Origin of the sequence: Lujinxingia vulgaris (genome assembly GCF_007997015.1) — a bacterium.
In the GTDB taxonomy this organism is placed as follows: Bacteria; Myxococcota_A; Bradymonadia; order Bradymonadales; family Bradymonadaceae; genus Lujinxingia; species Lujinxingia vulgaris.
Window position 1 is genome coordinate 1 of the sequence record NZ_VOSM01000022.1, and the last position, 23,589, is coordinate 23,589.

The 23,589-nt window shown below is 65.2% G+C and carries 17 protein-coding genes; 4 read left to right on the forward strand and 13 right to left on the reverse strand.

Annotation, left to right across the window (positions count from 1 at the left end; translation table 11 throughout):
- Positions 1-41: 41 nt before the first annotated feature.
- The 3 genes from FRC98_RS20540 to FRC98_RS20550 all read right to left on the reverse strand — a co-directional run bounded on the left by FRC98_RS20540 (position 42) and on the right by FRC98_RS20550 (position 4,621).
- On the reverse strand, positions 42-1,736 hold the full coding sequence (locus tag FRC98_RS20540) for an RCC1 domain-containing protein (RefSeq protein ID WP_230467864.1): 1,695 nt from the start codon (positions 1,734-1,736) through the stop codon (positions 42-44).
- A gap of 187 nt (positions 1,737-1,923) precedes the next feature.
- Positions 1,924-2,766, reverse strand: a complete 843-nt coding sequence (locus FRC98_RS20545) for a tetratricopeptide repeat protein (protein ID WP_146983460.1) — start codon at positions 2,764-2,766, stop codon at positions 1,924-1,926.
- A gap of 127 nt (positions 2,767-2,893) precedes the next feature.
- Positions 2,894-4,621 carry a serine/threonine protein kinase gene (locus FRC98_RS20550; RefSeq protein WP_146983461.1) on the reverse strand — a complete coding sequence of 576 codons (1,728 nt, stop codon included), beginning with the start codon at positions 4,619-4,621 and terminating at the stop codon, positions 2,894-2,896.
- A 340-nt stretch (positions 4,622-4,961) separates the two neighbouring features.
- Between FRC98_RS20550 and FRC98_RS20555 the strand changes: the two genes are divergently transcribed.
- The gene (locus FRC98_RS20555) at positions 4,962-6,101 is read left to right on the forward strand and encodes a M23 family metallopeptidase (RefSeq protein ID WP_230467865.1); all 1,140 of its coding nucleotides are present in this window, start codon (positions 4,962-4,964) and stop codon (positions 6,099-6,101) included.
- Between the two features lie 72 nt (positions 6,102-6,173).
- Here the strand turns inward: FRC98_RS20555 and FRC98_RS20560 are convergent, their stop codons facing one another.
- The 4 genes from FRC98_RS20560 to FRC98_RS20575 all read right to left on the reverse strand — a co-directional run bounded on the left by FRC98_RS20560 (position 6,174) and on the right by FRC98_RS20575 (position 10,549).
- Positions 6,174-6,506 (reverse strand): hypothetical protein, encoded by a 333-nt coding sequence (locus FRC98_RS20560; RefSeq protein ID WP_146983463.1) that lies wholly within the window; start codon positions 6,504-6,506, stop codon positions 6,174-6,176.
- 76 nt (positions 6,507-6,582) lie between these two features.
- Entirely contained in the window at positions 6,583-7,833 is a 1,251-nt protein-coding gene (locus FRC98_RS20565) for an aminotransferase class V-fold PLP-dependent enzyme (protein ID WP_146983464.1), read from the reverse strand.
- Positions 7,834-7,926: 93 nt separating this feature from the next.
- Entirely contained in the window at positions 7,927-9,294 is a 1,368-nt protein-coding gene (gene hisS, locus FRC98_RS20570) for a histidine--tRNA ligase (protein ID WP_146983465.1), read from the reverse strand.
- A 148-nt stretch (positions 9,295-9,442) separates the two neighbouring features.
- Entirely contained in the window at positions 9,443-10,549 is a 1,107-nt protein-coding gene (locus tag FRC98_RS20575; protein WP_146983466.1) for an aminoglycoside phosphotransferase family protein, read from the reverse strand.
- A 140-nt stretch (positions 10,550-10,689) separates the two neighbouring features.
- Between FRC98_RS20575 and FRC98_RS20580 the strand changes: the two genes are divergently transcribed.
- The gene (locus tag FRC98_RS20580; RefSeq protein WP_146983467.1) at positions 10,690-11,979 is read left to right on the forward strand and encodes a threonine/serine exporter family protein; all 1,290 of its coding nucleotides are present in this window, start codon (positions 10,690-10,692) and stop codon (positions 11,977-11,979) included.
- 52 nt (positions 11,980-12,031) lie between these two features.
- On the opposite strand, the gene FRC98_RS20585 is transcribed toward FRC98_RS20580, so the two are convergent.
- Positions 12,032-13,183: a MopE-related protein gene (locus tag FRC98_RS20585; protein ID WP_230467868.1), complete on the reverse strand. Its 1,152-nt coding sequence runs from the start codon at positions 13,181-13,183 to the stop codon at positions 12,032-12,034.
- Between the two features lie 356 nt (positions 13,184-13,539).
- A complete protein-coding gene (locus FRC98_RS20590; protein WP_146983469.1) occupies positions 13,540-16,527 on the reverse strand; it encodes a transglycosylase SLT domain-containing protein in 2,988 nt (995 codons plus the stop codon).
- Positions 16,528-16,884: 357 nt separating this feature from the next.
- On the opposite strand from FRC98_RS20590, the gene FRC98_RS20595 reads away from it, so the two are divergent.
- Together FRC98_RS20595 and FRC98_RS20600 are read left to right on the forward strand one after the other, a co-directional pair.
- Positions 16,885-17,784: a radical SAM protein gene (locus FRC98_RS20595; RefSeq protein ID WP_230467866.1), complete on the forward strand. Its 900-nt coding sequence runs from the start codon at positions 16,885-16,887 to the stop codon at positions 17,782-17,784.
- Positions 17,772-18,566: a metallophosphoesterase family protein gene (locus FRC98_RS20600; protein ID WP_230467867.1), complete on the forward strand. Its 795-nt coding sequence runs from the start codon at positions 17,772-17,774 to the stop codon at positions 18,564-18,566. Before FRC98_RS20595 ends, FRC98_RS20600 begins: the two co-directional genes overlap by 13 nt.
- 59 nt (positions 18,567-18,625) lie before the next feature.
- On the opposite strand, the gene FRC98_RS20605 is transcribed toward FRC98_RS20600, so the two are convergent.
- From FRC98_RS20605 to FRC98_RS20620, 4 genes are all read right to left on the reverse strand, one after another.
- The gene (locus FRC98_RS20605; RefSeq protein WP_146983471.1) at positions 18,626-19,480 is read right to left on the reverse strand and encodes a PEGA domain-containing protein; all 855 of its coding nucleotides are present in this window, start codon (positions 19,478-19,480) and stop codon (positions 18,626-18,628) included.
- A gap of 191 nt (positions 19,481-19,671) precedes the next feature.
- A complete protein-coding gene (locus FRC98_RS20610) occupies positions 19,672-21,189 on the reverse strand; it encodes a Ycf46 family AAA ATPase (RefSeq protein ID WP_146983472.1) in 1,518 nt (505 codons plus the stop codon).
- 36 nt (positions 21,190-21,225) lie between these two features.
- A complete protein-coding gene (locus FRC98_RS20615) occupies positions 21,226-21,762 on the reverse strand; it encodes a hypothetical protein (RefSeq protein ID WP_146983473.1) in 537 nt (178 codons plus the stop codon).
- 133 nt (positions 21,763-21,895) lie between these two features.
- Positions 21,896-22,984, reverse strand: a complete 1,089-nt coding sequence (locus tag FRC98_RS20620; protein ID WP_146983474.1) for a hypothetical protein — start codon at positions 22,982-22,984, stop codon at positions 21,896-21,898.
- Positions 22,985-23,589 lie beyond the last annotated feature (605 nt).

The window sequence follows — 23,589 nt, forward strand, 5'->3', positions numbered from 1 at the left end:
TGGGGTGTTTTTAGATCGGACGTGTTGGCCAGAGTCCGAGTTTAAGGGGTGTAGGGCCAGGCGATGGGGGTGGGGGTGGCACCACCGGCGGCGGGGTTGCCAAGTCTTCCAGTCGCGTTAAGACCCCAACAATACATGGTGTTGGCGGAGATGCCGCAGGTGTGTTCGGTGCCTGCGGCGATGTCGGTCCAATCTGATTCAAACTCACTCACTGGAGTAGGTGTTGATGTTGAGGAATCTGAATGCCCGAGTTGACCTCGAATGTTATCGCCCCAGCAGTAAGCAATCTCATCAGCAATGGCGCAAGTATGTTGGCTCCCCGCTGTAATATGTTGAGTGTTGCTAAGGTTTGTGGGTTGGCCAGGGTATGAATCATCGGTATGACCAAGTTGATTGAATGTGAAATCGCCCCAGCAATAAGTGCGTATTTGACCATTCGCATTGACCGTCGCACAAGAGTGCGCGCCGCCTGCGGCTACTGTAAGAGTAGTGTTGTCCGGATCGGATAGAGTTGGATTAATCATCCGAGGTGAGCTGTCGCCCGAAGAAATACCATTAAGTTGCCCACTCGAAAAACTCCCCCAACACCACCCATTCGCCCCCACCGCCGTCACCGCGCAGGTATGCGCATTGCCGGCGGCGACGGCCACGAAGGTGTTGATGGGGGTGCCGCCGTCGTCGATTTCGACCTGCGTTCGTCCGTTTGTGACGGGGTCGGGGCCGAGTTGTCCGCTGGCACTATCTCCCCAACAATAAAGGGCGTTATCTTCAGTAATGGCGCAGGTGTGCTCATTGCCCGCAGCAACATGATTCCAGACGTCATTGTCATCAAGAAGAAGGGGGGAATCGTAAGATGATTCGGCATTGGAACCGAAGTTAACTTGTCCGCGGATGTTGGAGCCCCAACACCACAAACTCCCATCTTCCTTAATCCCACAGGTATGCTGCCCGCCCGCGCTCACTGCGATCCACACGCCATCACCGGCCACTCGCGTGGGCTGGTCGCGCTGGGTACTGGATCCGTCGCCCAGGCGACCGCTGCCGTTGTTGCCCCAGCACCAGAGTGTGCCGTCGTCGAGGATGCCGCAGGAGTGGGCCGCGCCGGTGGCGACCTGCGTCCAGGTGGGGGGCTCGAAGGTGAAGTTGTAGTCTTGCGCGGGCAGGCAATGCGCCGGCTCCAGTTCGGCGGCGCAGGCGGTCAGGGCGATGTTGACGATGGCTTCGCCCTCGGGGAAGGCCAGATCCTCGCATGCCAGCTCGCCACCCTCGGCGTCGGTGCAGGAGATGGTGAGCTCGCAGTCCTCGCGGGTGCAGAAGCTGGTGAGTTCGGGCGGGTGGCTGAAGGTTTGCGGGCCCGGCGTCAGCCCTTCAATGCCCGCGTCGAAGGCGTAGCGCACATCGAAGGTCGATGAGGCGCTCTCAGTCTGCTCGTCGAGGGAGGCGTTGACGGTGAGCGTCCAGCTGCCCTCGGCGTTGAGCTCGGCGGTGGTGAGTTCAATGGTCTCCGTGCAGCTCTCAAGCTCCACGGCCTCGCCGCCCTCAAAGCTCAGGGTGCACACGTCCAGGGTGCAGCCATCGGGGGCGCAGGCCGCCTCGAAGCTCACAACGCCCGTGGCCTCGTCGATGACATAGGGACTCTCCTCGCCGCCGGTGAGCTCCAGGGTGAGGTCGGGGGGGAGGTCGGTGTCGGGGTCGGGAGAGGTGTCGGTATCGCCGGCGTCGTCTACATCCCCCACGTCCCCTGCATCCGTATCATCATTATCCGTATCAAAAACCCAGACACCGTTCTCGCAATTCGGCTCACTGTCATCACAGAGGGGAGAGGTATCCACCCCGAAAATACAGCCGGTTGCCGTGGTCGAAAGCAGTGCAAATGATACGAGTGCAAATCGATTCATCAGGATTCCCTCCCTCAAGTACTGCTTAGAATTGACCACGGAGACTGGCTCCCGCAAATCCCGGGCCAGCGGCCGGGGAGATGCTCAACGTGGCGCTATCATCGCGATCGGTGCTCTGGTCCAGAACAAGCAGGGTGGTGCCGGCAATGCCGAGAGCAGCTCCTCCGACAAGGAGACCTATGGTGATCCCGCCGTGGGTTTTCACGGTGTTCAGGTCATCTTCTCGGGTGAATTCTCCATCACCATAAACATCAAAATAGCCATCGCGTGTTTGACTGGTATCGATGCGCTCGATCGTATCCCCGATCAACACCCCGCTTCCAAAAAGCGCGCCGCCCGCCAGGGCCACACCGCCGGCGCCGATGAGCGACCAGGCCAGGATGTTGGGCTGAGGTTCTTCGACCTCCGGGGGCGCCTCAATCGCCGGCGCTTCGGTCGACGATTCCTCTGTGTTTTCGCCATCATGGGGGGGCTTCGCCACCGTCGCATCCTTTTCGGCGATGGCCTCTTCGAGCTGGGCGCGGATCTCCATAATGTCGTCAAAACGCCCGTCGCTCTCCATGGGCTCGGCGTAGATGTCGAGGATGCGCAGGGCCTCCTCGTACTCGCCAAGGCCCTGGTAGGCCAGGATCTGGTTGTACTTGTAGACCAGGTTCTGATCGTGGGCGAAGGCGCGCTCGAGCAGGTCGATGGCGCGGGCAAAATGGCCCTGGCTGTAGGCCTCGCTGGCCTGCTCGTAGAACTGGGTGGCGCGCGCGCGGGAGTCGTCCTGGGCAAAGGCCATCGTCGGGGTGGCCAGGAGGCTCGCGGAGATCAACAGCGCCAGCAGGCGGCGGCCGGAGAGAGCGGAGTGGGACGTTAACTTCAACACAGGCATCGTTACCACGGGGTCAGAGGTCCATCGGGGAAAGCGGCCATTTCAGGGGTGTCGATTCATAACCGATCCGTTGCCGATTCATAATAAAAAAGGGGAGCGGCCGTCGCAGCGTGATTCTTTAGTTGGTGGAGGTGGGCGGCCGTCCAAACTTGCGGGGGACGCTGTCGGGACTACCAAATTTGGTGGGGCCCTCGTCGTCTTCGCCGGCCTCGTCGGGTTGGTCGGCCTCGCGCTCGGCGGTGGTCTCACGCTGGCGTGTGGGGGGCGGCTCGGCCGGGGCTTCTTCGGGCTCGGGTTTGGCGCGGGCCGTCTCGACCGGGGGCTCTTCCGCCGGCGCCTCGACCTCGGTCGGGGCTTCGGGGGCGGTTTCGACGACGTCGACCTCCTCAGCCGGGGCTTCGGGCGCCTCTTCTGCCAAAACTTCTGGAACTTCGGGCGCTTCGGTCGGCGCTGCTTCGAGGTTGGCTTCTGCTGGCGAGGAGGGCTCGGCGACGGCCACCGGCGCGTCGGTGGTCGGGGTGGTGGAGCGGTTCATCATCACGACGCCGCCCACGAGCAGGAGCAGAATGAGGATCGCCAGCCCGGCGTAAAGGCCGCGACGCTGAGGCGCGGCGCCATCTTCCTGAAGGTCGTCGCCGAGAAAGACCGTGTTTGCGCTGGCGTGTGCGGCCGGCGGAGCATCCGGGTCGGTGGGCGTGTTTTCGAACGCGGCGACCATCGGGTCGTCGATGGCCGGGCCCGCCTGCGGCGACGATCCCTGGGGATCGGGATCGGTGTCGGCCACGGGGCTGGTCGGTGGCGCGGCGATGAGGGGATCGGTGGGGGCGCTGGCCGCGGCGCGCTCTTCTGCGGTGGGGGCGACTTCGGCGGCGCGCGCCTCCGGGGCCTCTCCAGACATCAACCTGTCCAGCGCCGTGAGCATCTCGCCGGCGTTTTGATAACGCGCGGCGGGATCTTTCCGGGTGGCCTGGGCGATGAAGCCGTCGAGCCACTCGGGGGCCTTGATACCCGCGCGGGGGATGAGCGTGGGCATCGGATCGTTGATGTGCATAAAGAGCACCGAGAGGGGGGCCTCGGCGTCAAAAGGCGGCTCGCCAGTGAAGAGCTCGTAGAACATCACGCCCATGGCGTAGACGTCGGCCTGGGGGCCGATCTCGCGTTTGCCCTGCGCCTGCTCCGGACTCATATAATGCGGCGTACCAAAGACCTCGCCCTCGCGGGTGAGCCCGCGGGTGGAGCCCTCGTTGATGAGGCGAGCGATGCCGAAGTCGAGGAGCTTGGGGAAGTCGCCATCGTGCCCGGTGGTGGTGATGATGACGTTTTCGGGCTTGAGATCGCGGTGCACGATGTCGCGGCGATGCGCTTCGGCCAGCGCCGAGAGGATCTGGCGGCCGACGTGCAGCAGACGCTCGGCCGTCATGTTGCGGCCCCACATCCAGCGGGTCAGCTCCACGCCGGGCGCGAACTCCATGACCATGTAGGGGTGGGTCTCGCGCTCAAACCCGAAGTCATGCAGCGTAATGATGTTGGGGTGGGAGAGGCGCGAGATGGCGCGGGCTTCCTGGATAAAGCGCTCGCGGCCTTTGTTGGAGTCCTGCAGCTCGGTGCGCAGCACCTTGAGGGCGACCTCGCGCTCCACCGGAAGTTGCAGCGCGCGGTAGACCGCGCCCATGCCGCCTTCGCTGATGAGCCCCAGGATCACGTATTTTTCGGCGGCCAGCGTGCCGATGCGCGGATCGGTCTCGGCGTCTTCGAGGGCGCTCTCGTAGACGTAATAGAAGCCGTCGCGGGGGCATTTGGCGCCGAGGGCCGGGTTTTTCTCACGGCATTTAGGGCAGATAGGCATGCGATCTGGCTCGCTTGCTAGCGCGGTATTTTCATGAGGGAGGTCGGTCGGGTAGCGAGTACAAGGGCAGCGCCACAGGGCGACATCCGGAGCTCTTAAGACAGACGGCGCAACGATAACAGCAGGCGGGCAGAGGCACAACCAGGTGGGGGGATGGCGCTTCACCTTGATGTGGTAGGGCGTGTGGGGGGGGAGCGGGGAGGCGGGCAAGGTGTCGCAGAGGTTGGCTTGGGCTTGACGCCCCGGCGTGCCGGTGCTTGTTTGGCGGGCGCAGGCGCCGGTCGACTCAGGCGCTCACGACGTTATCAAAAACGCCACCGCGTCACCCCGGATGCAAGCTATGCAGCACGAGAACGAACACGAGGATCAGGGACCCAAACCTCGCGGCATTTTCAACAAGATAAAGCCCGAGGAGGATCGTTTTGAGATGTGGGCGAAGATCGCCATCGCGCTGGCGGTGCTGATGCTCGTGACCTACGGCGTGGCGCTCTTGAAGTTGGGCAAACCCAGCGTTGTGGCGCACGCCACGATCATCCCGATGCTCGGGATGTTGACCCTGCCGATGGCCTTCTGGGGTTTGTTGCGCACGCTATTTCAGCCGCCGGTGATCCGCCGCACGCGCACCATCGGGTTCGGGGCGTTGCTGGTGGTGGGGATGCTGGGCAACCGCCCGGTGATGTCGGCGCCGGTCTCCACCGAAGATTACGCCACGGCGGTGCGCTTTGAGCTTCCCTTCAACGGGCGCTGGGTGACGCTGGCCGGCGGTCAGGAGCGGGAGACGAACTACCACGCCACCACCGCGATGATGCGCTGGGGCTATGATTTTGCGCCGCTCGTCGATGGCAGCCGCTTTGAGGGGGATGGCTCCAAGCTGGAGCAGCATCATTGCTTCGGGGCGCCGGTGTACGCGCCGGCGGCCGGTGAGGTGGTGCGGGCGGTGGGCTCGGAGGTCGATCAGATCCCTGGCGAGTTTGATCCGGTGAGTGTGCTGGGCAACCACGTGATCCTGCGCGTGGCCGAGGGCGAATACCTCTTTCTGGCGCATTTGAAGCGGGGCTCGCTCAAGGTCTCCGGCGGTGACGTGGTGGAGGCCGGCCAGCAGGTGGCGGAGTGCGGCAACTCCGGGCGCACCTACACCCCGCACCTTCATGTGCACCTGCAGAACAGCCCGGAGGTGCCGATCGCCGAGAGCCTGCCCCTTTATTTTGAAAACTACCTGGCCGATGGCGAGGCGGTGGAGCGCGGCATGCCCGTGGGAAGCCCCGATGTGGAGACGCAGGTCGGCGAGATCGTGGAGCGTCAGGAGCCCTGGCCGGCGGCTGAGGCCAGCGCGGCGGCCGACGCTGAAGAGGCGGCCGAGGCCAATGAGGCGGCTGAGGCTGAAGAGGCGACGGAAGGGGAGGTTGCCGACGAGGCCGCCCTTGCTGACGAACAGGCTGACGAACAGGTCGACGAACCGGCAGATGACGCGGCGGAGTAAGCGTCGCCTGAACGCGTTGCGTTGCGCTGATTGTTGAATGAAATCAAGGGGTTGCGCCTCGGGTGTGAGGCGTCAGTTTTCCCGCTCGGCGCGCTCGATCTCGGCGTCGATGCGGGCCTCTTCCAGCTCCAGCTCTCGGAACTTTTCTTCCAGGGGATCGATGTCGGTGTCGGTGCCCAGGCGCAGCTGCGACTCGGGGGCGGGGAGCTCGCGGGTGCCGAAGATGCGTTTGAGCAGGCGGTAGACGCCCCAGCTCAAAAACGCGAGCACGCCGATGGCGAGCACGAAGCGAAACGCGCGCATCAAGAGGGCAATGAGCATCAGCCCGCCGATGACGAGCATGACGATCTTGAGCACGTCCCAGAGGATCTGGCCGGCGCTTACGTTGTCGTTGTTGTCGCTCATGTCTGTGCCGAAAAAGGAGGAGGCCGGTGCGCGTTTGCCTAAAAAGTGTAAGGCAGGGCTGCGTGCTGACAAAGGTTCAGATCAGAGATGCCAGGGCGTCGGCCAGGGTCTGAAGATCGTTTTCGGTGGTGTAGAGCTGGCAGCTTAAACGCAGCAGGCGGTGGGGGTGGGCGGGCCAGGTCATCACGGCGATCTCGATGCCGGCCTGCTCAAAGAGGGCCTGCTGCAGGGGGTCGACCTCCAGGGGGAAGTTGATGGGCGGGCCGCTGCGATCGGGAAGGGGCAGGGCGGCCATCGAGCCCAGAAGATCGTCGGGGGCGGGCGGAACGATGCCGAGCACCTCGCAGACGAGGTCGCGGCCCACCAGCGCCATGCGGCGGTTCCGGGCCATCAGCGCGGGCCAGCCGCCTGGGACGAGCGCGCGCAGAAAGTCGATGGCCGCCGGTACGCTCAAATACGAGGTCACGTCGTAGGTGCCCATCCAGCCAAACTCGGCCTGGAAGCGTTGCGGGTCGTCGTCGGCCATGCCCGCGGCGTGGCTGAAGACGGGGGGGCGCGTGGTGGCCTGGTGCTCGGGGGTGACGTGCAAAAAGGCTGCGCCGCGGGGGCTGCAGAGCCATTTATGGCAGTTGCCCACGTAGAAGTCGGCGCCGATGGTGTTGAGATCGAGCGGGATCATGCCCGGGGCGTGCGCGCCGTCGATGAGGCTGAGCACGCCGCGCTCGCGCAGGCTTTTGGCGATGCGCGCGGCCGGCAAGATCAGCGCGGTGGGGCTTGTGACGTGGTCGAAGAGGGCAATGCGGGTTTTTTGCGTCACGGCGGCAATAAGCGCGTCGTGCAGGGCGTCGGCCGAGGTGGGGTGGAAGGGGAGCTCGGCGCTGATGACGCGCGCGCCCTTTTGCGCGGCGATGGTGCGCGCGGCCAGGGTGCAGGGGCCGTAGCCCTGGCTTGTGACCAAGATCTCATCGCCCGGCTGAAGATCGAGCGAGCCCAGCACGGCGTTGACCCCGGTGGTGGTGTTGGGCACGAAGACGAGGTTGGGCGCGTCGGCGCCTACGAAGTTCGCCAGCTCGGCGCGGGCGTGGGCCATCAACCCGGGGAGCTCGCGGCCGACAAAACGCACCGGGTTGGCCTCAAGCTGGCGGCGGAGCGCGTCCTGGGCATGCAGCACGCGCCGGGGGCAGGCGCCAAATGAGCCGTGGTTGAGGTGAATGACGCCGGAGTCCAGCCCCCAGTGCGGGGCGTAGTCGATCTTCAGAGGAGCGTGCGTTGCTGAGCTTTCGGCAGTGGTTTCTGCGTCGATGTTCGCGTCGCTTTTCTCGCTCATAGCCCGCTCCTGGAAGATCGTCAGATTCGCGGTTGACCCGCATAAACACTGAACTTCGTCCGTCTCTCGGTCGGACAAAAAGCATTGAAAAACTCAGGCCTGGCGAGCCTTGATCCAGTCGGCAACCTCGGTCCGGGGGACTTCGGCCTGGTCGCCGCGCTTCATGTCTTTGATGGAGACGATGCCCTGCTCAAGCTCGTTTTCGGCAAGAATAGCCACGAAGGGGACGTTGCGCTCGTCGGCGTATTTGAACTGTTTTCCGTACTTATCCGCATCCGGATAAAGATCGACGCGCAGCCCCGCCGCCCGCAGCTCGCCGGCAAGGCGAAGGCTGTTGGGAGTAAAGTCGTCGCGCCACAGGGTGACGAGCACGTCGACGTCGGGGGCGGGTTCGGCAAGGGCGTCGCGCTCGGCCAGGAGCATGAGCACGCGCTCCAGGCCCAGGGAAAACCCGCAGGCCGGCAGGCTCTGGCGGGTGAACATGCCGATGAGGCCGTCGTAGCGGCCGCCGCCGCCGAGGCTCCCGGAGAAGTCGTCGCTGCGGATCTCGAAGATGGGGCCAGTGTAATAGGAGAGGCCCCTGGCGAGGTAGGGGTCGATCTTCAGGTAGGGGGCGGCCGGGGTGGTGGCCGCAAAACGCAGAAGATCGCCCAGCTCCGAGAGGGCTTTTTTGCCGCTCTCCAGCTCGCCGACCCGGTCGGCCAGCGCGGTGAGCAGCGCCTCATTGCCCTCGACCTCCTCGGCCAGCCCGAGCAGGGGGAGGAGCGTGGCGGTCGAATCCTCGCTGATGCCGCGCTCGGCCAGCTCTTTTTTGACGCCGTCGAGGCCGATCTTGTCGAGCTTGTCGATGGCGACCAGCGCGTCGTTCTGCAGATCGGCGGCCACGCCGGCGGCCTCCATCATGGCGTTGAGGAGCAGGCGGTGGTTGAGGTGAATGCGGAAGTTCTTGAACTCCAGGCGCTCCAGCACCTCGCAGATGGCCGAGGCGACCTCGACTTCGACCGTCATGGAGGTGGAGCCGATGACGTCGACATCACACTGGTAAAACTCGCGAAAGCGCCCGCGCTGGGGGCGGTCGGCGCGCCAGACCGGCGCGATCTGGAAGCGTTTGAAGTAGCGGGGGAGCTCGTTCTGGTACTGCGCCACGATGCGCGCCAGCGGCACGGTCAGGTCGTAGCGAAGCCCCATATCGGCCAGGTCCACCTCGGTGGGGGCGTCTTTTTTGAGGGCTTTTTGCAGCTTGTTGCCGCGCTTCATCACCTTGAAGAGGAGCTGGTCGCCCTCCTCACCGTACTTGCCCATGAGCGTGGAGAGGTTCTCCATCGTCGGGGTCTCCAGGGGCTGGAAGCCGTAGCTCTGGTAGACCTCTTCGATCAGCGCGAAGACGCGTTTTCGCAGCGCGGCCTCCCGCGGGAGGAAGTCGCGCATGCCGCTGGCGGGTTTGGTGGAGATCTGGCTCATGGTGGGGCTCGTCGGATCAAAAAAGAGAAAACACAAAAAGGGCTGAGAGGGGCGCGGGGAGCCAACTTCGTCGAGGTCGGCTCGCGCAGAGACGCGCCGGTCTGGCGATGATGCTCAAGCGCCGGGAAGATCGCGTGCGGCGCGTTGTTCAGGCCTCCCCGAAGGCCGGGTCGACGGCAGCGAGCAGTGTGTCGAGGCCATGGTAGCCGTCAAGCGCGCGCAGCGCCTGGCGCACGTATCCGATAGAGGGCTCGTAGTAGTCAAGGAAGCTCGGGTTATGCTTGACCTTGTCGATAAAGATGAAGCGGCCGGCGTCTTTGAGTTTGCGCTGGACGGTCTGCAGGTAGAAGGCGCGGCGCATCAGCGCGGCGTCCTCGCACCAGCCAAGTCCGCGTTGTTGGCCGACCTCGATGTAGTGGTCGAGGAGGCGGGCGACCTGCTCGGCGTGAAGCGCGATGTAGGAGTCGCGCAAGAGGGCCACCAGGTCGTAGATCACCGGGCCGATGAGCGCGTCCTGGAAGTCGATGAGGATCCAGGTGTCCTGTTTGCGCATGATGTTGCGGGACTGGTAGTCGCGCAGCACCAGCGTGGTGGGGAGCTCGGTGAGCTCGGCGGTGAGGCGGTCGAAGAGCTGGTTGAGCGGGTCGCGATGCTCGCCAAGGGCGTCGGGGCCGTAGTGGTTGTCGAGGCCCCACTCGCGGTAATGATCGAGCTCCCAGCGCAAAAGCTCCGCGTCGAAGGCGCGGCCGAAGGCCACCGTCTCGTAGCGGGGGCTTTTGCGCTCAGCCTCCACGCGCACCTGCAGATCGACGAGAAGTTCAATGGCCTGGCGGTAGAGCGCCTCGACCGAGGCTGGCGAGGTTGCGGCGAGTACGGCGTGCTCGAACATCTCATCGCCGAGGTCTTCGAGCAGCAGCACGCCGCGGGCCATGTCGATATGATCGATGGCGGGCACCGGCAGGCCGATGTTGGCCAGGTAGCGCTGCACGTTGACAAAGGGGAGCTCGGTGGGCACAGCGTCGGCCGAGGATCCGCCCTCGTCGCTGCCCATCGCATCGACGCCCTCGGGGAGCACCATCGCCATCAGGGTGAGTTCGCCGCGGGGGTAGACGCGGGTCTCGGGGAGATCTTCGGGAAGGTGGACGCGCCAGTAGATGCGCAGCGAGGCGTGGCCGCCCAGGTTGTCGAGGCGAGCGCGCTCTGCGACTTGAGGATCGAAGAAATCAGCGAGTGTTTGACGCAGGCGTTGTTCCATGGGGGCGACTCGGGTAAGGGAGCGGGGCCGAAGGCGGCGGCAGCGAGGCCGCTGTGTGAAGGTGAAGTACGCGGGGCGCAGAAGATGCCCCGGAAGCTGTTGCGATCAAGGTGCGTCAGGAGCGCCAGAGGAGCAAGTTCATGAGCACGAATCAGCCTGAAGGCACGATCCGCCGTGTGCTCGGTGTGCCGCGTCGGCGGCGCTCCAGTGAGAGCGCGCAGCCGAAGATCGACAATAAGGCGGTGGAGTTTGTGCTGCGTGTCGGACGCGCGTTGCATCAGTACGGCACGCCGGCCCACCGCTTAGAGGAGGTGCTCTCGGGGATGGCGTGCCGCTTCGGGTTGGAGGCGCATTTTTTCTCGACGCCGACCTCGATCATGGCGGCGTTCGGGCCGCTGGGCGATCAGCGATCCTTTCTGGTGCGCGTGGAGCCCGGGGAGGTCAACCTGGGGCAGATGGCCGATGTCGATGAGATCGTCACCCGGGTGCTCGCTGGCGAGTTGAGCACGGCTAAGGGGCTGGCGCTGATCGAGGAGGTGGAGCGGGCGCCGGAGCGCTATCCGCCCTGGCTGATGACGGTCTGTTATGTGCTCTCATCGGGCGCGGCGGGCATCATCTTCGGGGGGGCGCTGCGCGAGATGTGGATCTCGGCGGTGGCCGGGTTGGGGATCGGGCTTTTGTCGTTGGTGGCGGTGAAGTTTGCCACGGTGAACCGGATCTTTGTGGCGCTCAGCGCGTTTATCGCCTCGTTTGCGTCGGGGGCGCTGGCGGTGGCCTTTGATGGGGCGTCGGTGTTCATCCCGATGGTCGCCGGGCTGATCGTGCTCTTGCCTGGGCTGACGCTGACGACCGCGCTCACCGAGCTGGCCACGCGCAACCTGGCGGCGGGTGCGGCGAGGCTGACCCTGGCGTTGATGATATTGTTGGAGATGGCCTTCGGGGTGGCGGTGGGGCTGCGCTTGGCCGCGATGCTCTTCGGGGAGCCGCCGCAGCTTACCTCGCTGGGGATGAGCTTCGGGGTGGAGGCGGTGGCGCTGGTGGTGGCGTCGGTGGCGTTTACGGTGCTGCTGCGCGCGCGTTTTAGCGATGTGGGCTGGATTCTGTGCGCGGCCGCGCTGGCCTACGGCGGCACCCGTCAGGGGGCGTTGTGGCTGGGGCCGGAGGTGGGCGTCTTTATCGCGGCGCTGGTGGTCGGGGTGGCGAGCAACGCGTTTGCGCGCTTCTTTGAGCGGCCGGCGTCGATCGTGATGGTGCCCGGGATCTTGCTGCTGGTGCCCGGGAGTGTGGGTTTTCGCAGCGTGTCTCGCCTGCTGGAGAACGACGTGGTGGGGGGGATGGAGACGGCGTTTTTGATGACGCTGGTGGCCGCCTCGCTCGTGGCCGGCTTGCTGGTGGCCAACCTGATGATGCCGCCGCGCAAGGCGCTCTGAGTCGGGGGGACTTAGAGCGCCCTGCGCGAAGTCAGGTCTGTGAGAAGACGCCTCAGGGCGAGACGTTCTCAATGAGGTAGTCGATGCCGCTGACCGGCAGGGAGGAGCTACCGCTGTAGTAGACCTGGATGGTGATGCGCTCGTCGGCGTCCTGAATGTCGGCGGAGGTCAGGGTGCGGTCGAGCTCGCGCAGGCCGTTGGAGCCCTGGCCGTAAGCGATGACGCGGGTACCCGCCCAGAGCGCCATGTTGATCGTGGAGGTGGCGGGGTTGTAGACCAGTTCGGCCGTGACGCGATCGCCGACGGTGAGGTTCCCCAGGTAGAACCAGTCGTAGCCTTCGCCCGGGCAGAGCGTCATCTCTTCAAAGTCGCCCGAGAAGAACTCGACGCCGTTGAGGCTGCTGGCGTTGGTGGTGCCGTAGCTGTCGTTGGTGCAGTCGGTGGGATCGGGATCCGGGTCGGGATCGTTGCCACCGCAGACGTCATCTTCATCGGTGGCGCCGTCGCAGTCGTTGTCTTCGCCGTCGCAGACTTCTGCGGAGCTCGACTGGGGCAGGGCGTCACAGAAGGTGCCGGTGCCGTCGAAACGGCATTCAAGTTGGCCAAAACCTTCGCAGGCACCCAGGCCCACGCTGCAGGCTTCGCCGACGTTGAAGCCGTTGTCGGCGATCGTGTCGCAGTCGTTGTCGATGCCGTCGCAGAGCTCGGGAGCGCCGGGGTAAATGCTGCTGTCGGCGTCGTTGCAGTCCGGGCCCATCGCGCAGCCCTCGCCATAGCCATCTTCGTCTTCGTCGATGCAGACTTCGCAGGCGTCGTCGACGCAGGCGGCCCCGCCGCCGCAGACTTGCGGCTCGCTCCACTGACCACAGCCGTTGCCGTCATCGGTGCAGACGATCTCGGCGTCATCGCCGTCGCAGAGGGTGTCGCCGATGGTGCAGCAGTCGGGATCGGGGCCGGTGTCTTCCTCGGGGTCCGGATCGGCGTCTTCTTCAGGATCCGGGTCGGTATCTTCCTGGGGATCGGGGTCGGTGTCCTCTTCAGGATCGGTGTCTTCCTGAGGATCGACGTCTTCGTCGGCGTCCTTGTCAGGGCCGGTGTCGGGCTGGGGGCGGATGGGGTCGGTGTCGGCCGGGTCGACGGTGTCGCCGTCGGCGCAGGCGGCCAGGCCGCAGGAGAGGAGCAAAACAAGTAAGAGTCGGAACATCGCGGGCACAGCTTTCTCCTATGAAGACGCTTCACGGTAATGAATGGCTGCAAACCTTAGCTTAATGCGTTGCGACAAATCCAGCATCGCCGAGCGTGCCGAGCGCCCTAGGACAAAGCCAGCATCGTCGCTGCGTCCTCGCAGTAGCGCTGCTACAGCTTCGTCCTTGCTCCTCGCTGGACTTTGCCCTGGATGCGCTCGGGTCTTTTAGTTCGCGTAGAAAACCGACTTAAAAAACCAAAAGCATTGAGACTGGTTCGCCCTGGATGCGCTCGGGTTTTTTAGTTCACGAAGTCGTTGGTTCCGGCGTCGGTTCAGGATGCGCTCGGGTTTTTTAGTTCGCGTTGAAAACCGACTTAAAAGACCAAAAGCATCGAGACGGGTTCGCTGGCTGCGGCTTCCACTTCCGGGATCTTGCCCCAGGGGCGGAGATCTTCGGGCATCTCCAGGGGGATGTCGGGGAGGGTGCCGTCGCCGTAGAGGCCCTGGTAGGTGATGAAGCTGGTCATGACCTTGCGCACGTAGCCGCGGGCTTCCTGGTAGGTGATGGACTCGACCCAGGCGTCGACTTCGCGGTCGCCGAAGCGGTCCATCCAGGAGCGCAGGGGGGCGGGGCCGGCGTTGTAGCCGGCCAGGGCCAGGGCGGGGCGGTCGTGGGCGTGGGCGATGTGGATGCGGATGTACATGGTGCCCAGGCGCACGTTGGTGTCGGGGTTGAGGATCTGTCGGGAGGAGACGGAGCCTTCTTCGAGGAAGGTGCGAGAGGTGTAGCGGGCGGTGCCGGGCATCAGCTGCATCAGGCCCATGGCGCCGGCGTAGCTTTTGACGGTGGGGCGGAAGCCGCTCTCCTGGCGGATGATGGCCTGGACCAGGAAGGGGGAGACGCCGTAGGCGTCGCCGTATTTGTGGGCGAGCTCCATGTAGTTGACGGGGAAGGCAAAGCCCCAGTCGCGGATGTTGCGCAGCGAGGGGCCGCGCTCGTCGATGACCGACTTCATGATCCAGTGGGCCCAGTTGGGCTCGTCGACGGCCAGGTGAAGGCCGGCGCGAAGTTGCACGGTGCCTTCGGGGATGGGGTGCACGGCCTGCTGGCGGCGAACTTCGGCCAGGGCGTCTTTGTAGAGGGAGAGGCGCACAAGCTCGGCGCCGACTTCCAGGCGCGGGTTATGGGGAAGGCGCAGGGTGGCGAAGTTGGCGATCTCTTCGGCGTTGAGGTTGATGGTGGGCAGGCGCACGTGGGCGGGAAGCTCGTGCTGCTCCAGGCGCGCGACAGCCAGGCGGCCGTACCAGGTCAGCGGGCCGGAATCGATGGTGTTTTGGAGCCAGTGGCGGGCCTGGTCGGTGCGGCCGGCTTTGAGGTGGTTGACGCCGAGCCAGTAGCGGGCTTTGAGCCCCAGGGTGAGCTCGGACTCGTCTTTGATATGGCCGTAGTGGTTGACCAGGTCGAGGAGGGGGGGGATGGCCGCGTCGTAGTCTTCTTGCAGGTAGGCGCTGAGGGCTGTGCGCCAGAGGGCGTCGGGCACGTGGCTGCTAAAGGGGTGCAGGCCTACCAGATCAAAGAAGTGGGCGCGGGCCTCTTCGTGTTTGTTCTTGAACTGGTAGAGGCGCCCGGCCTCATAGAGGGCTTCGGGGCAGAGGGCGTTTGTGGGGTATTCGTGGCAGAGGCGCTGGTAGAGGGCGATGGCTTCGCTGTCGCGATCCATGCGGCGTAGCGCGCGGGCCCAGCCGAAGTAGAGGCGTGGGCGGATGGCCGGGTCGCGCACCAGACGTTCGGCCTCGGCGAACTCCTGAAGGGCTTTTTCGCGTTTGCGCTCGCGCTCGTTTTGCAGGGCTTCGCGGTAGCGGGTCCAGCCGCGGATCTCGGAGCCGGAGACGTTGCGGAGCCGGGCGTTTTCGCGGGAGACCTGGTGGGCGTGGCGGTAGCGGCCGCGGGCGATGAGCTCGCGCATGCGGTCGATGCGGTCGCCAAAGGGGATGGCGACATCGAGGCGGCGCATGGCGTCTTCGACGTCGCCGGCGATGCGGTCGCTGCTGCGCCAGGAGCGGGTCATGCGGTAGATGCCCAGCCAGACCTGGGCGGCCTCCAGGGGGCGCTCGGCCCGCTCAAGGATGCGGGCCTCGGCGCGGCGTACCTGGTACTGATCCCAGGATTGTTTGAGCTCCTGGCGGAGCTCGTAAAGATCGCGCAGGGCCTGGTCGACCTCGCCATCGTTGGCACGTCGCTCGGCCTGGCGGATGTGGGAGGAGAGGGCCATCGCCTCGTCTTCGACGGCCTGCTGGCGGGAGCGGCCCAGCGCGCGGCGGGCGAGCTCACCGACGGCGGTGGGGAGCTCGGCGAGCTGGCGCATGGTGGCGAGCCCTTGAGCGCGGGCGTCGGCGCACATCTGAATCCGGGCAAAAGCGTAGCGCACCGCCGGCTCGCCGTCGGCGTGCAGCTCGGGCGGTCCGAGGATGTCGGTGGCCAGGGTCAGGGCGTCGTCGCACTCGTCTTCGACGAGGAGCTGCATGGCCTGGGGCCAGCGCGGATCGGCGACATAGGGGGTGAGCACCAGGTAGTCGCCCCCCACGCCGAGGAGGCGGCTGGAGACGGCCTGCAGGCTGCGCAGCGCGGCGGGCCTGGGCCAGCTGGTCTCGTCTTCGTCGGTGATGCGGGCGAAGAAGTCGCGCAGGCGCGCGGTCTGGTCGGCGTCGAGGCCGACGCCGGGCTCGATCTGCGCGTCGGTGGCGAGTTCTTCGTTTAACGCGCCGGCATCGGCCGGGGCCTGTGCGGCCAGTTCGGCGTCGAGGATGGCGTCTTCGATAAGGTCGGCGGGGACCTCCGCGTCGACGATCGCATCGGCCTCGGGGCTCTCTTCGGGCTCGTCGTAGGCGCCGAAGATAGCGGCGTCTTCCTCGGCGGAGTCGCCGTAGTCGTCCTGAGGTTCGGGCTCGTCGAGAGGGTCGGCCTGAGCGGTGACGGGCTCCGCTGCGTCGAGCTCGGAGGCGTCTGCGGGCGAGTCATCTTCGGTGACGCCTGGGGTGTTGCCTTCGGTGGATTCTGCCGTGTTTTCAACGAGTTGGCGTGGGGGTGTGCTGCCCGTTTCGGTGAGCGCTTCGGTCGTCTCCTCGCGCTGCGCGTCGTCGGAGTCGCTGGCGTCGTCGCCCTCGTCGATGGCCTGCTGCGCGCGTTTGAGGGCGCGCAGAGCGGCCTCCTGGCGCTCGTCTTCGCCGCTGTCGTCGGCGACCTGCTCCGGGGCTTCAGGAGCAGTGTCAGCCGCCTCCTGAGCCGAGGCGACGGAGGGGACTCCCCATAAAAGAGCGCTCATCAAAAGAGCGCGCGTCAACGTCGTGCGCAGATCGTTCATGATCGTCGTTACCCTGTGCCAGGTTCTTCCGCCAGGTACCCCGCGCGTCCCTGCCCGGTTGGCGAGGTTGTCGAGGGCGGCGCTCTCGGCTAGCAGCCGGGCTTATACCCTGTCAAATCGCCGAATTTAAAGCGGCACCGTGCCCGGCGTGGCGGGCCTGCGGCCACCTCAGTATAGAGTTCCCCTTCTGCTGCACCAAGAAAATTACCCCGGGGGCCTTGCGCGCCGCCTGTGAGGCGTTCACCTTTGCGAACGAGGCGGCTCTTTGCCCGGTAGGTTCCAGTAAGTTTGGAACAGGCCGGGCGAAGGCAACGTTTTTCCTCGCCAACGATGTCTTCTGCAGTGAAGGACCATCTGATGATCGATTTGAACCTGGCCATCGACCGCAACCCGGAGGGGCCCGCGCCGCAGCTGGAGCTTGGCCACCTGGATACGCTCTGGCTGCAGGTCACCGGGACGGTGTGTAACCTGGCCTGTCTGCATTGTTTTATCTCCTGCGGCCCCAAAAACGAGAGCCACCCTTTTATGGAGCTCGAGGAGGTGCGGCGCGCGGTGGAGACGGCGGCGGAGATGGGGGTCAAGGAGTTCTACTTCACCGGCGGGGAGCCTTTTATGCACCCGCAGATTCGCGAGATGATTGCGTTGACGCTGGAGCACGGGCCGCTGAGCGTGCTCACCAACGGGGTGCTCATCGACGAGGAGCTGGCCGGGTGGCTGGCCGAGGTGTTCAGGACTTCGCGCTACAACTTCGATGTGCGGGTCTCGCTCGACGGGACGACGCCGGAGGAGAACGACGCGATCCGCGGGCGCCACACCTTTGAGAAGATCTTAAGCGGGGCGCAGCGCCTGCATCAGGCGGGGCTCAACCCGGTGTTCACCGTCACCACCTGCCACGCCGAGCTCGCTGAGAGCGCGGGACGTCAGCGCTTTTTCGATCTTCTGGCGGAGCGGGGCATCACTCGCCCCCGTCTAAAATTTCTGGCGCCTTTTAAGATCGGGCGAGAGGAGCGACGAGGCGGGGCGTACGAGGATTTTGAGCGCCTGAGGGAGGGGATGCTCGATGAGGAGGCGCGCCAGAGTCTGCAATGCTCCAGCTGTCGGATGGTGACGGCGAAGGGGGTTTATCCCTGCCCGATCCTCATTGAGGAGGAGGGGGCGCGGATGGGCGATACGCTCGAAGATGCGATGGGGCCGATCAAGCTCGACCATCCGGCCTGCTACACCTGTTTTGTGGAGGGCGTGACGTGTCGGACCTGAGGCGATTTGCGGTGTTTGGCGGGGTTTATAACAACTTCTTGAGCCTGGAAGCCACGCTGCGGGATGCGCGGGCGCTGGGCTGTGAGGCGATTTTTTGCCTGGGCGATATGGGGGGCTTTGGGCCGCAGCCCGACCGGGTGTTTCCGCTGCTGCGCGATGTTCCGGATCTTTATGTGATGCAGGGGAACTACGATCACTCCATCGGCAACCGCCTGGAGGATTGCGCCTGCGGGTACACCGATCCGCGCGATAATTATTATGCGCAGATCAGCTACGACTACACCCTGGCGAACACGGCGGATGCGCATAAGGACTGGTTGCGCGATCTGCCCACCGAGTTTCGGCACGACTGGGCCGGCAAGCGCGTGCTGATGGCGCACGGCTCGCCGAGGCAGGTCAACGAGTTTTTATGGGAGTCGATGTGCCCGGATGCGTTTCTGGAGCATTTGCTCAAGAGCTATGAGGCCGACGTGCTCTTTGTGACGCATACGGGCATCCCCTGGAAGCGGGAGCTTGAGGGAGGGCGTCAGGTGATCAATGTGGGGGCGATCGGGCGGCCGGCCAATAACGGGCGCACCAGCGTGGATTATGCGCTGGTGGAAGTCGACGACGAGGGGGTGCGGGTGGCGTTTCGGGAGGTGGCCTACGACCACGAGGCCCTGGCGGCGTTGATGCGCGAGGAGAAGCTGCCGGAACCTTTTGTGGAGACGATCCTCACCGGGTGGTGGACCACCTGTCTGGAGGTGATGCCCGCCCGGGAGCGCGCCTTGGGTGTGTATTAACCCTTTGATGTTAAAGGGTTTTTTGTGGGGGTTTCCGCGCCGGTTGTCGGGCCAACTTCTCAGTTGGACTGGCGGAAGAAGAGCTTGATGCGGGAGCCTTCGCGTACGCGGACGACTTTCTTTTCGCTGACTTCGCCGTCTTCGTAGCGGACCTGGACCTCGTGGCGGCCGGCTTCGACGTCGACGGTGCCGGGGGTCTGCTGGCCGCGGTCGGAGCCGTTGACGAGCACGGCGCCGCGGGGGCGCGAGTAGACGGTGATGCGGCCCTGGCCGTCTTCGGCTTCGGGCTCTTCGGGTTTTTCTTGAGGCTTGGGAGGCGCGGCGGCGCTGTTGGAGGCGACCGGGGCGCCGTTGTAGTTGGTGAGCTCGACCATGAGCATGCGCGCTTCGTTGGGGCGAAGGGCGATCTCGTAGACGCGCTGGTTGCCGCTGTAGTCGACCACCACGCGGTGAGGGCCGCCGGCGGGCAGGACGATGCCTTCGTTTTCGCCGTCTTCGGAGTAGGCCGGGTAGGGCATGCCGTTGACGGTGACCTGGGCCTTGGAGAAGTCGGTGATGACGGTAAGGTGGGCCGGGCGCAGCCGGCGTCGTTGCTGGCCAACTTCCAGGGGCGCCGGGGACTCGACCTCGGCCTGACGATCTTCGGGGAGGGGATCGAGGACGTCCCATGCTTCGGGGTCGAAGTCTTCAGGGAGGTCGTTCTGCGCGATGGGTTCGGGCCGCTCGGAGGTCTCCGCCGGAGTGTCGGGAGTGGCCTCGGCCTGGAAGGCGGCAAACGCGCTCTCCTGTTCGCTCTGCGCCAGGGGCTTGAGGTGCTCGCGCTCGCTGAGCAGCAGGGCGGCGGCCGCAAAGAGGCTCAGCGCGATGAGCGCGGAGAGGGCGTAGACGATCTTCTGGGAGTGCGCAGGGCGCATGCCATCAACCTTACATAGTTCAGAAGTGGGACCCCATCAGGGCCGGGACCAGCGGTTCTACGTGGTGGTACTGCGGTGCTCAAGATGCTGTCAACGTCGGCGCCTGATTGGCGCGTCGGATGCGCGGGGGCTTGTGCGGGCGCATCGGTGCAACCGTGGCGAGGGTTGGACCTATTTCTCGCGATGAGAATTCACGCCGGGCTGAAGAAGTCGAGCATGCGCCGGGTGCGCGAGGCTTTGCGGGCGCGCTCATGGGCCCATTCGCGCAGGGCTTTGATGCTCTCTTCGTAGGTGCGGTAGAGGGGGACGGTGTCGCGGGCGGCGTAGATGAGGTCGTCGCGGTCGATGTCGCGGCCGTCTGCAAAGGCGGCGTACATGGCGCTGATGACGACCTGCTCGAGCTCGGCGCCGGAGAAGTGTTCGCAGATTTCGGCGAGCTCGGCGATGGTCTCGGGCTCGACAGCGCGCTGTCGTCTGGCGAGGTGGATGCTCAAGATCTCCTGGCGCTCGTGGGGCTGGGGAAGGTCGACGAAAAAGATCTCGTCGAAGCGGCCTTTTCGGAGCATTTCGGGGGGGAGGCTCTCAACGCTGTTGGCGGTGGCGACGACGAAGACCGGGGTCTGGCGCTCCTGCTGCCAGGTGAGCAGGGTTCCGAGCACGCGGCTGGCGCGGCCGTCGTCGCCGGAGCCCTGGGCGAAGCCTTTTTCGATCTCATCGATCCACAGCACGCAGGGGGCCAGGGCGTCGCAGGTTTTGAGCGCGGAGCGCAGGGATTCTTCCGGGGAGCGGCGCCCGTCGAAGACGCGGCCCATGTCCAGGCGCAAAAGCGGCAGGCCCCAGTGGCGGCCGATAACGCGGGCGGTGAGGCTTTTGCCGCAGCCCTGCACGCCGAGGAGCAAAAGACCTTTTGGCGAGGGTAGACCGTAGGCGCGGGCCTCGTCGCCGAAGGCCGCGCGGCGCTCCACCAGCCAGTCTTTGAGGGCGTCGAGGCCGCCGACGTTGTCGAGGCCAGCGTCCAGGGGATGGAATTCCAGGACTTCGCTGCGGCCCACCAGGCGGCGTTTTTCCTGGAGGATGGCGTCTTCGAGGTCGAGCTCTTGGCCGGCCTGGCGAGCGTCGAGAAGTTGTTGGCGCACACGGTGAAAGGCGCGGTGGGCCTCGCGCTGGGTCAGGCCGAGAGCGCCGGCGGTGAGCGCGCCGACGTCGAGGTGGGGGAAGTGCTCGGGGGGAAAGACCGCCAGAAGTTGTTTTTTGATGCCCTCGCGGTCGGGCAGGGGCAGCGAGAGGGGGGTGAGATCTTTCTGGAACTCGGGGTGCTCGATGGGGTCGGGGCCCATAAAGATCAGCGTTTTGCCCTGGCGAGCGCAGGCGCGCTCGGTCTCACGCAGCAGGCGACGCAGGTGGGGGGAGTCGAGCTGGGGAGTGGCGTCGACGAAGATGAAGACGCCGCGCTCGGCGCTCTGCTGAGCCTCAACGAGAGCGTCGGCCAGGCTGGCCGCCCCCTCGGAGTCGGGGAGGTCGTTGAAGCCGCGGGTGATCGACCAGGTGCGCACCGGGCGCTGGTCGCGGGCAGCCAGGCGGCCGATGAGATCGAGCGCGCGCTCCTCCTCGTGGGTCTCCAGGTGGATCAGGGCGTAGGGCGCGCGCAGAAGAGCCCCCAGCTCGCGCATAAAGCGCAGGTGGGGGCTCGTAGAAGGGGTCGTGCTCATGGTTCGGGCCGAGGAGGCCGGGCACAGCTGTGAGGATCAGCGCCCGTAGTAGTCGACGACCTGGAAGCCTTCAGCAGCCACGTCGCGCTCTTTGATGGAGCGGTAACGATCGCGCATGCCCTCATAATGATCCAGAAAATCGCCTTCTTCGTAGTCGGCCTTGACGACGATCTTGGCGGAGAGGCCACGGCCGCGGGGCTGAACGGTGATGATGCCCACGCCGCGCTCACCGGCGGTCTTGATGAGGATGTCGTTGTATTCGGCTTCGCCTTCGCGAAGCGCCTCCAGGGGGAGCGCCAGCCAGCGGTAGTTGGCGGTGGCGCGGCTCATGGCGTGCAGACCGGTCCGGACGTCGAAGAGGCAGTCGTCGTAGGAGGATGCCAGCTTGATGGCGTGGAGCTTTTGCACCGAACCGGCCACGTAGACCACGTCGATCGGCACGCTTCGGGGGCCTTCGTCGGTCAGTTTGGGCTCGTCGTTGAAGAGGTCGAAGGTTGAGGGGAACTCGCGCTCAAAGAGGCGCTCAATGGGTTCCACCATCTCGTCGGTGCTAAAGTCGTAGAGGTCTGTCATACCTACCTGTGGGGAAAGAAGTTTACGAAGTCTCGCTGTCGAACCCCCTCCCCCCCGGTCGAGTGCAGCGATGCGGTTGACTGCCGGTATCACGTTAGCGATCGAGACAAGCAGACAACAAAAGCAGCCGGCGTTAGCCGGCGCTGAGCGACCAGCGCAGTTCATCGCGCAGCGTGTCGATCTCCTGGTTAAGAACGCGTTGGTCGGCGGCGCCCAGGACCACGCCGTGCAGACCGACAAAGGTTAAGTCGATATCAAAGACCGGCTCGCCATCGACGACCCGTTTGCGAAATTGAACATCGAGCTCCACCGGTTCTTGATGGATGGTGGAGCGACCCATGCAATAGAGAAAAAGGTAAACAAAGAGCGGGAGCACCAGCACGAAGAGGGGCACCATGGCGATGATGAAGGTGAGCGAGCCGCGCTCAAAGCGCAGGCGTTCGTGCTCGGATTGCACCACCCGGTAGCCGAAGGATTCGAAGAGGCGCTGGACGTGAAAGCGAAGCTCCTCTTCGTCTTTGACGCCGTAGGCGCGCATCTGGCGCATGAAGACGGTCTGCGAGGGGTCGCAGAAGGTGTCGTCGCTGGCTTCGATGCGGAAAGGGAAGCGGGCGTCGTTGTCGACGGCGACCATCGCGCGGCTGGTGGGGTCGACGACCGGGAGCTGGTCGCGTTGCAGGCCGGTCTGGGAGACGGGCACCAGCTGGGCGTCGGTGTGTTTGTAGCGCTCTTCGATGTGGGCGCGCAGCGAGGCGGGCAAGAGCGGGTGGCTGGCCACGGCCAGGCGGCTGCTTTCGGCGCGGGCCTGGGCTTCTTGCTGTGTCTTCTGAGCCGGCGATGGCGAGGCCTGTGCGGGTGAGACCTGCGGCGCGTCGGGGTCGTGGGCCATCAGGTCGCGGGCGGCCTCCGAGGCGGCCCGGGAGGGCTGCGCTTCGGGCCCGAGTGCTTCGCCTCTGGCTTCGGCGCGGGCCTGCTCTTCCTCGCGCCAGATGGGGCGAGGGAGGCTTCGGGAGTGGTCGACGCCGGGGATGGTGTATTCGAGGCGGCCGTCGCTTTTGATCTCCATCTCGACAAGCCCGGCCTGGGTGGCCTGCTCTAAGAAGGCGGTGACCCGCTCATGGGTCAGCCCGAGCGCGTAGGCCAGGTAGGAGGGCTGGAGCCTGTCCATGCCTTCTTCATAGACCAGGCGCAGGATGTGCCACTCAAACTCCTCGTAGGTCATGGTCCCGTCGCTCAGTCGTGGAGGTGAAGCCATCAGGGGCGAAGTCAGAAGAAGGAACGCCCGGGGGGCGCCCCAACATTCCCGCGATTGCCGCGCGGGCGAAGTGGTGCCACGCAGAAAAGGGCTCCCGGGCTTGCCGGCGATAGCCTCCACGCCAGAGCTCGGGCCTGTAATACTGAGTATAGGCACATGCCACTACACAGGCAACATCGCCGAGCGCCCCAGGACGACGCTGACGGCGTCGATAGGGATTCGCGGTAGCGCTGCTACAGCTTCATCCCTATCTCCTTGTCAGGCGTCGCCCTGGATGCGTTCGGGTTTTGGGGTTCGCGTCGGGGTGCCGAGCGCCCCAGGACGACGCTGACGGCGTCGATAGGGATTCGCGGTAGCGCTGCTACAGCTTCATCCCTATCTCCTTGTCAGGCGTCGCCCTGGATGCGCTCGGGTTTTGGGGTTCGCATTGGGTTAGGGGGTACGCGGTGTGGGGCGATTCGTGAGGGCGTCTGGCGGGGTGCGATTTGTGGTTAGTACTACTTGATCAGTTCACCCAGAAACCGCTTGAAACGTAGACGATCGACCAGCCATTCACGGGCAAGTTGTGCTCG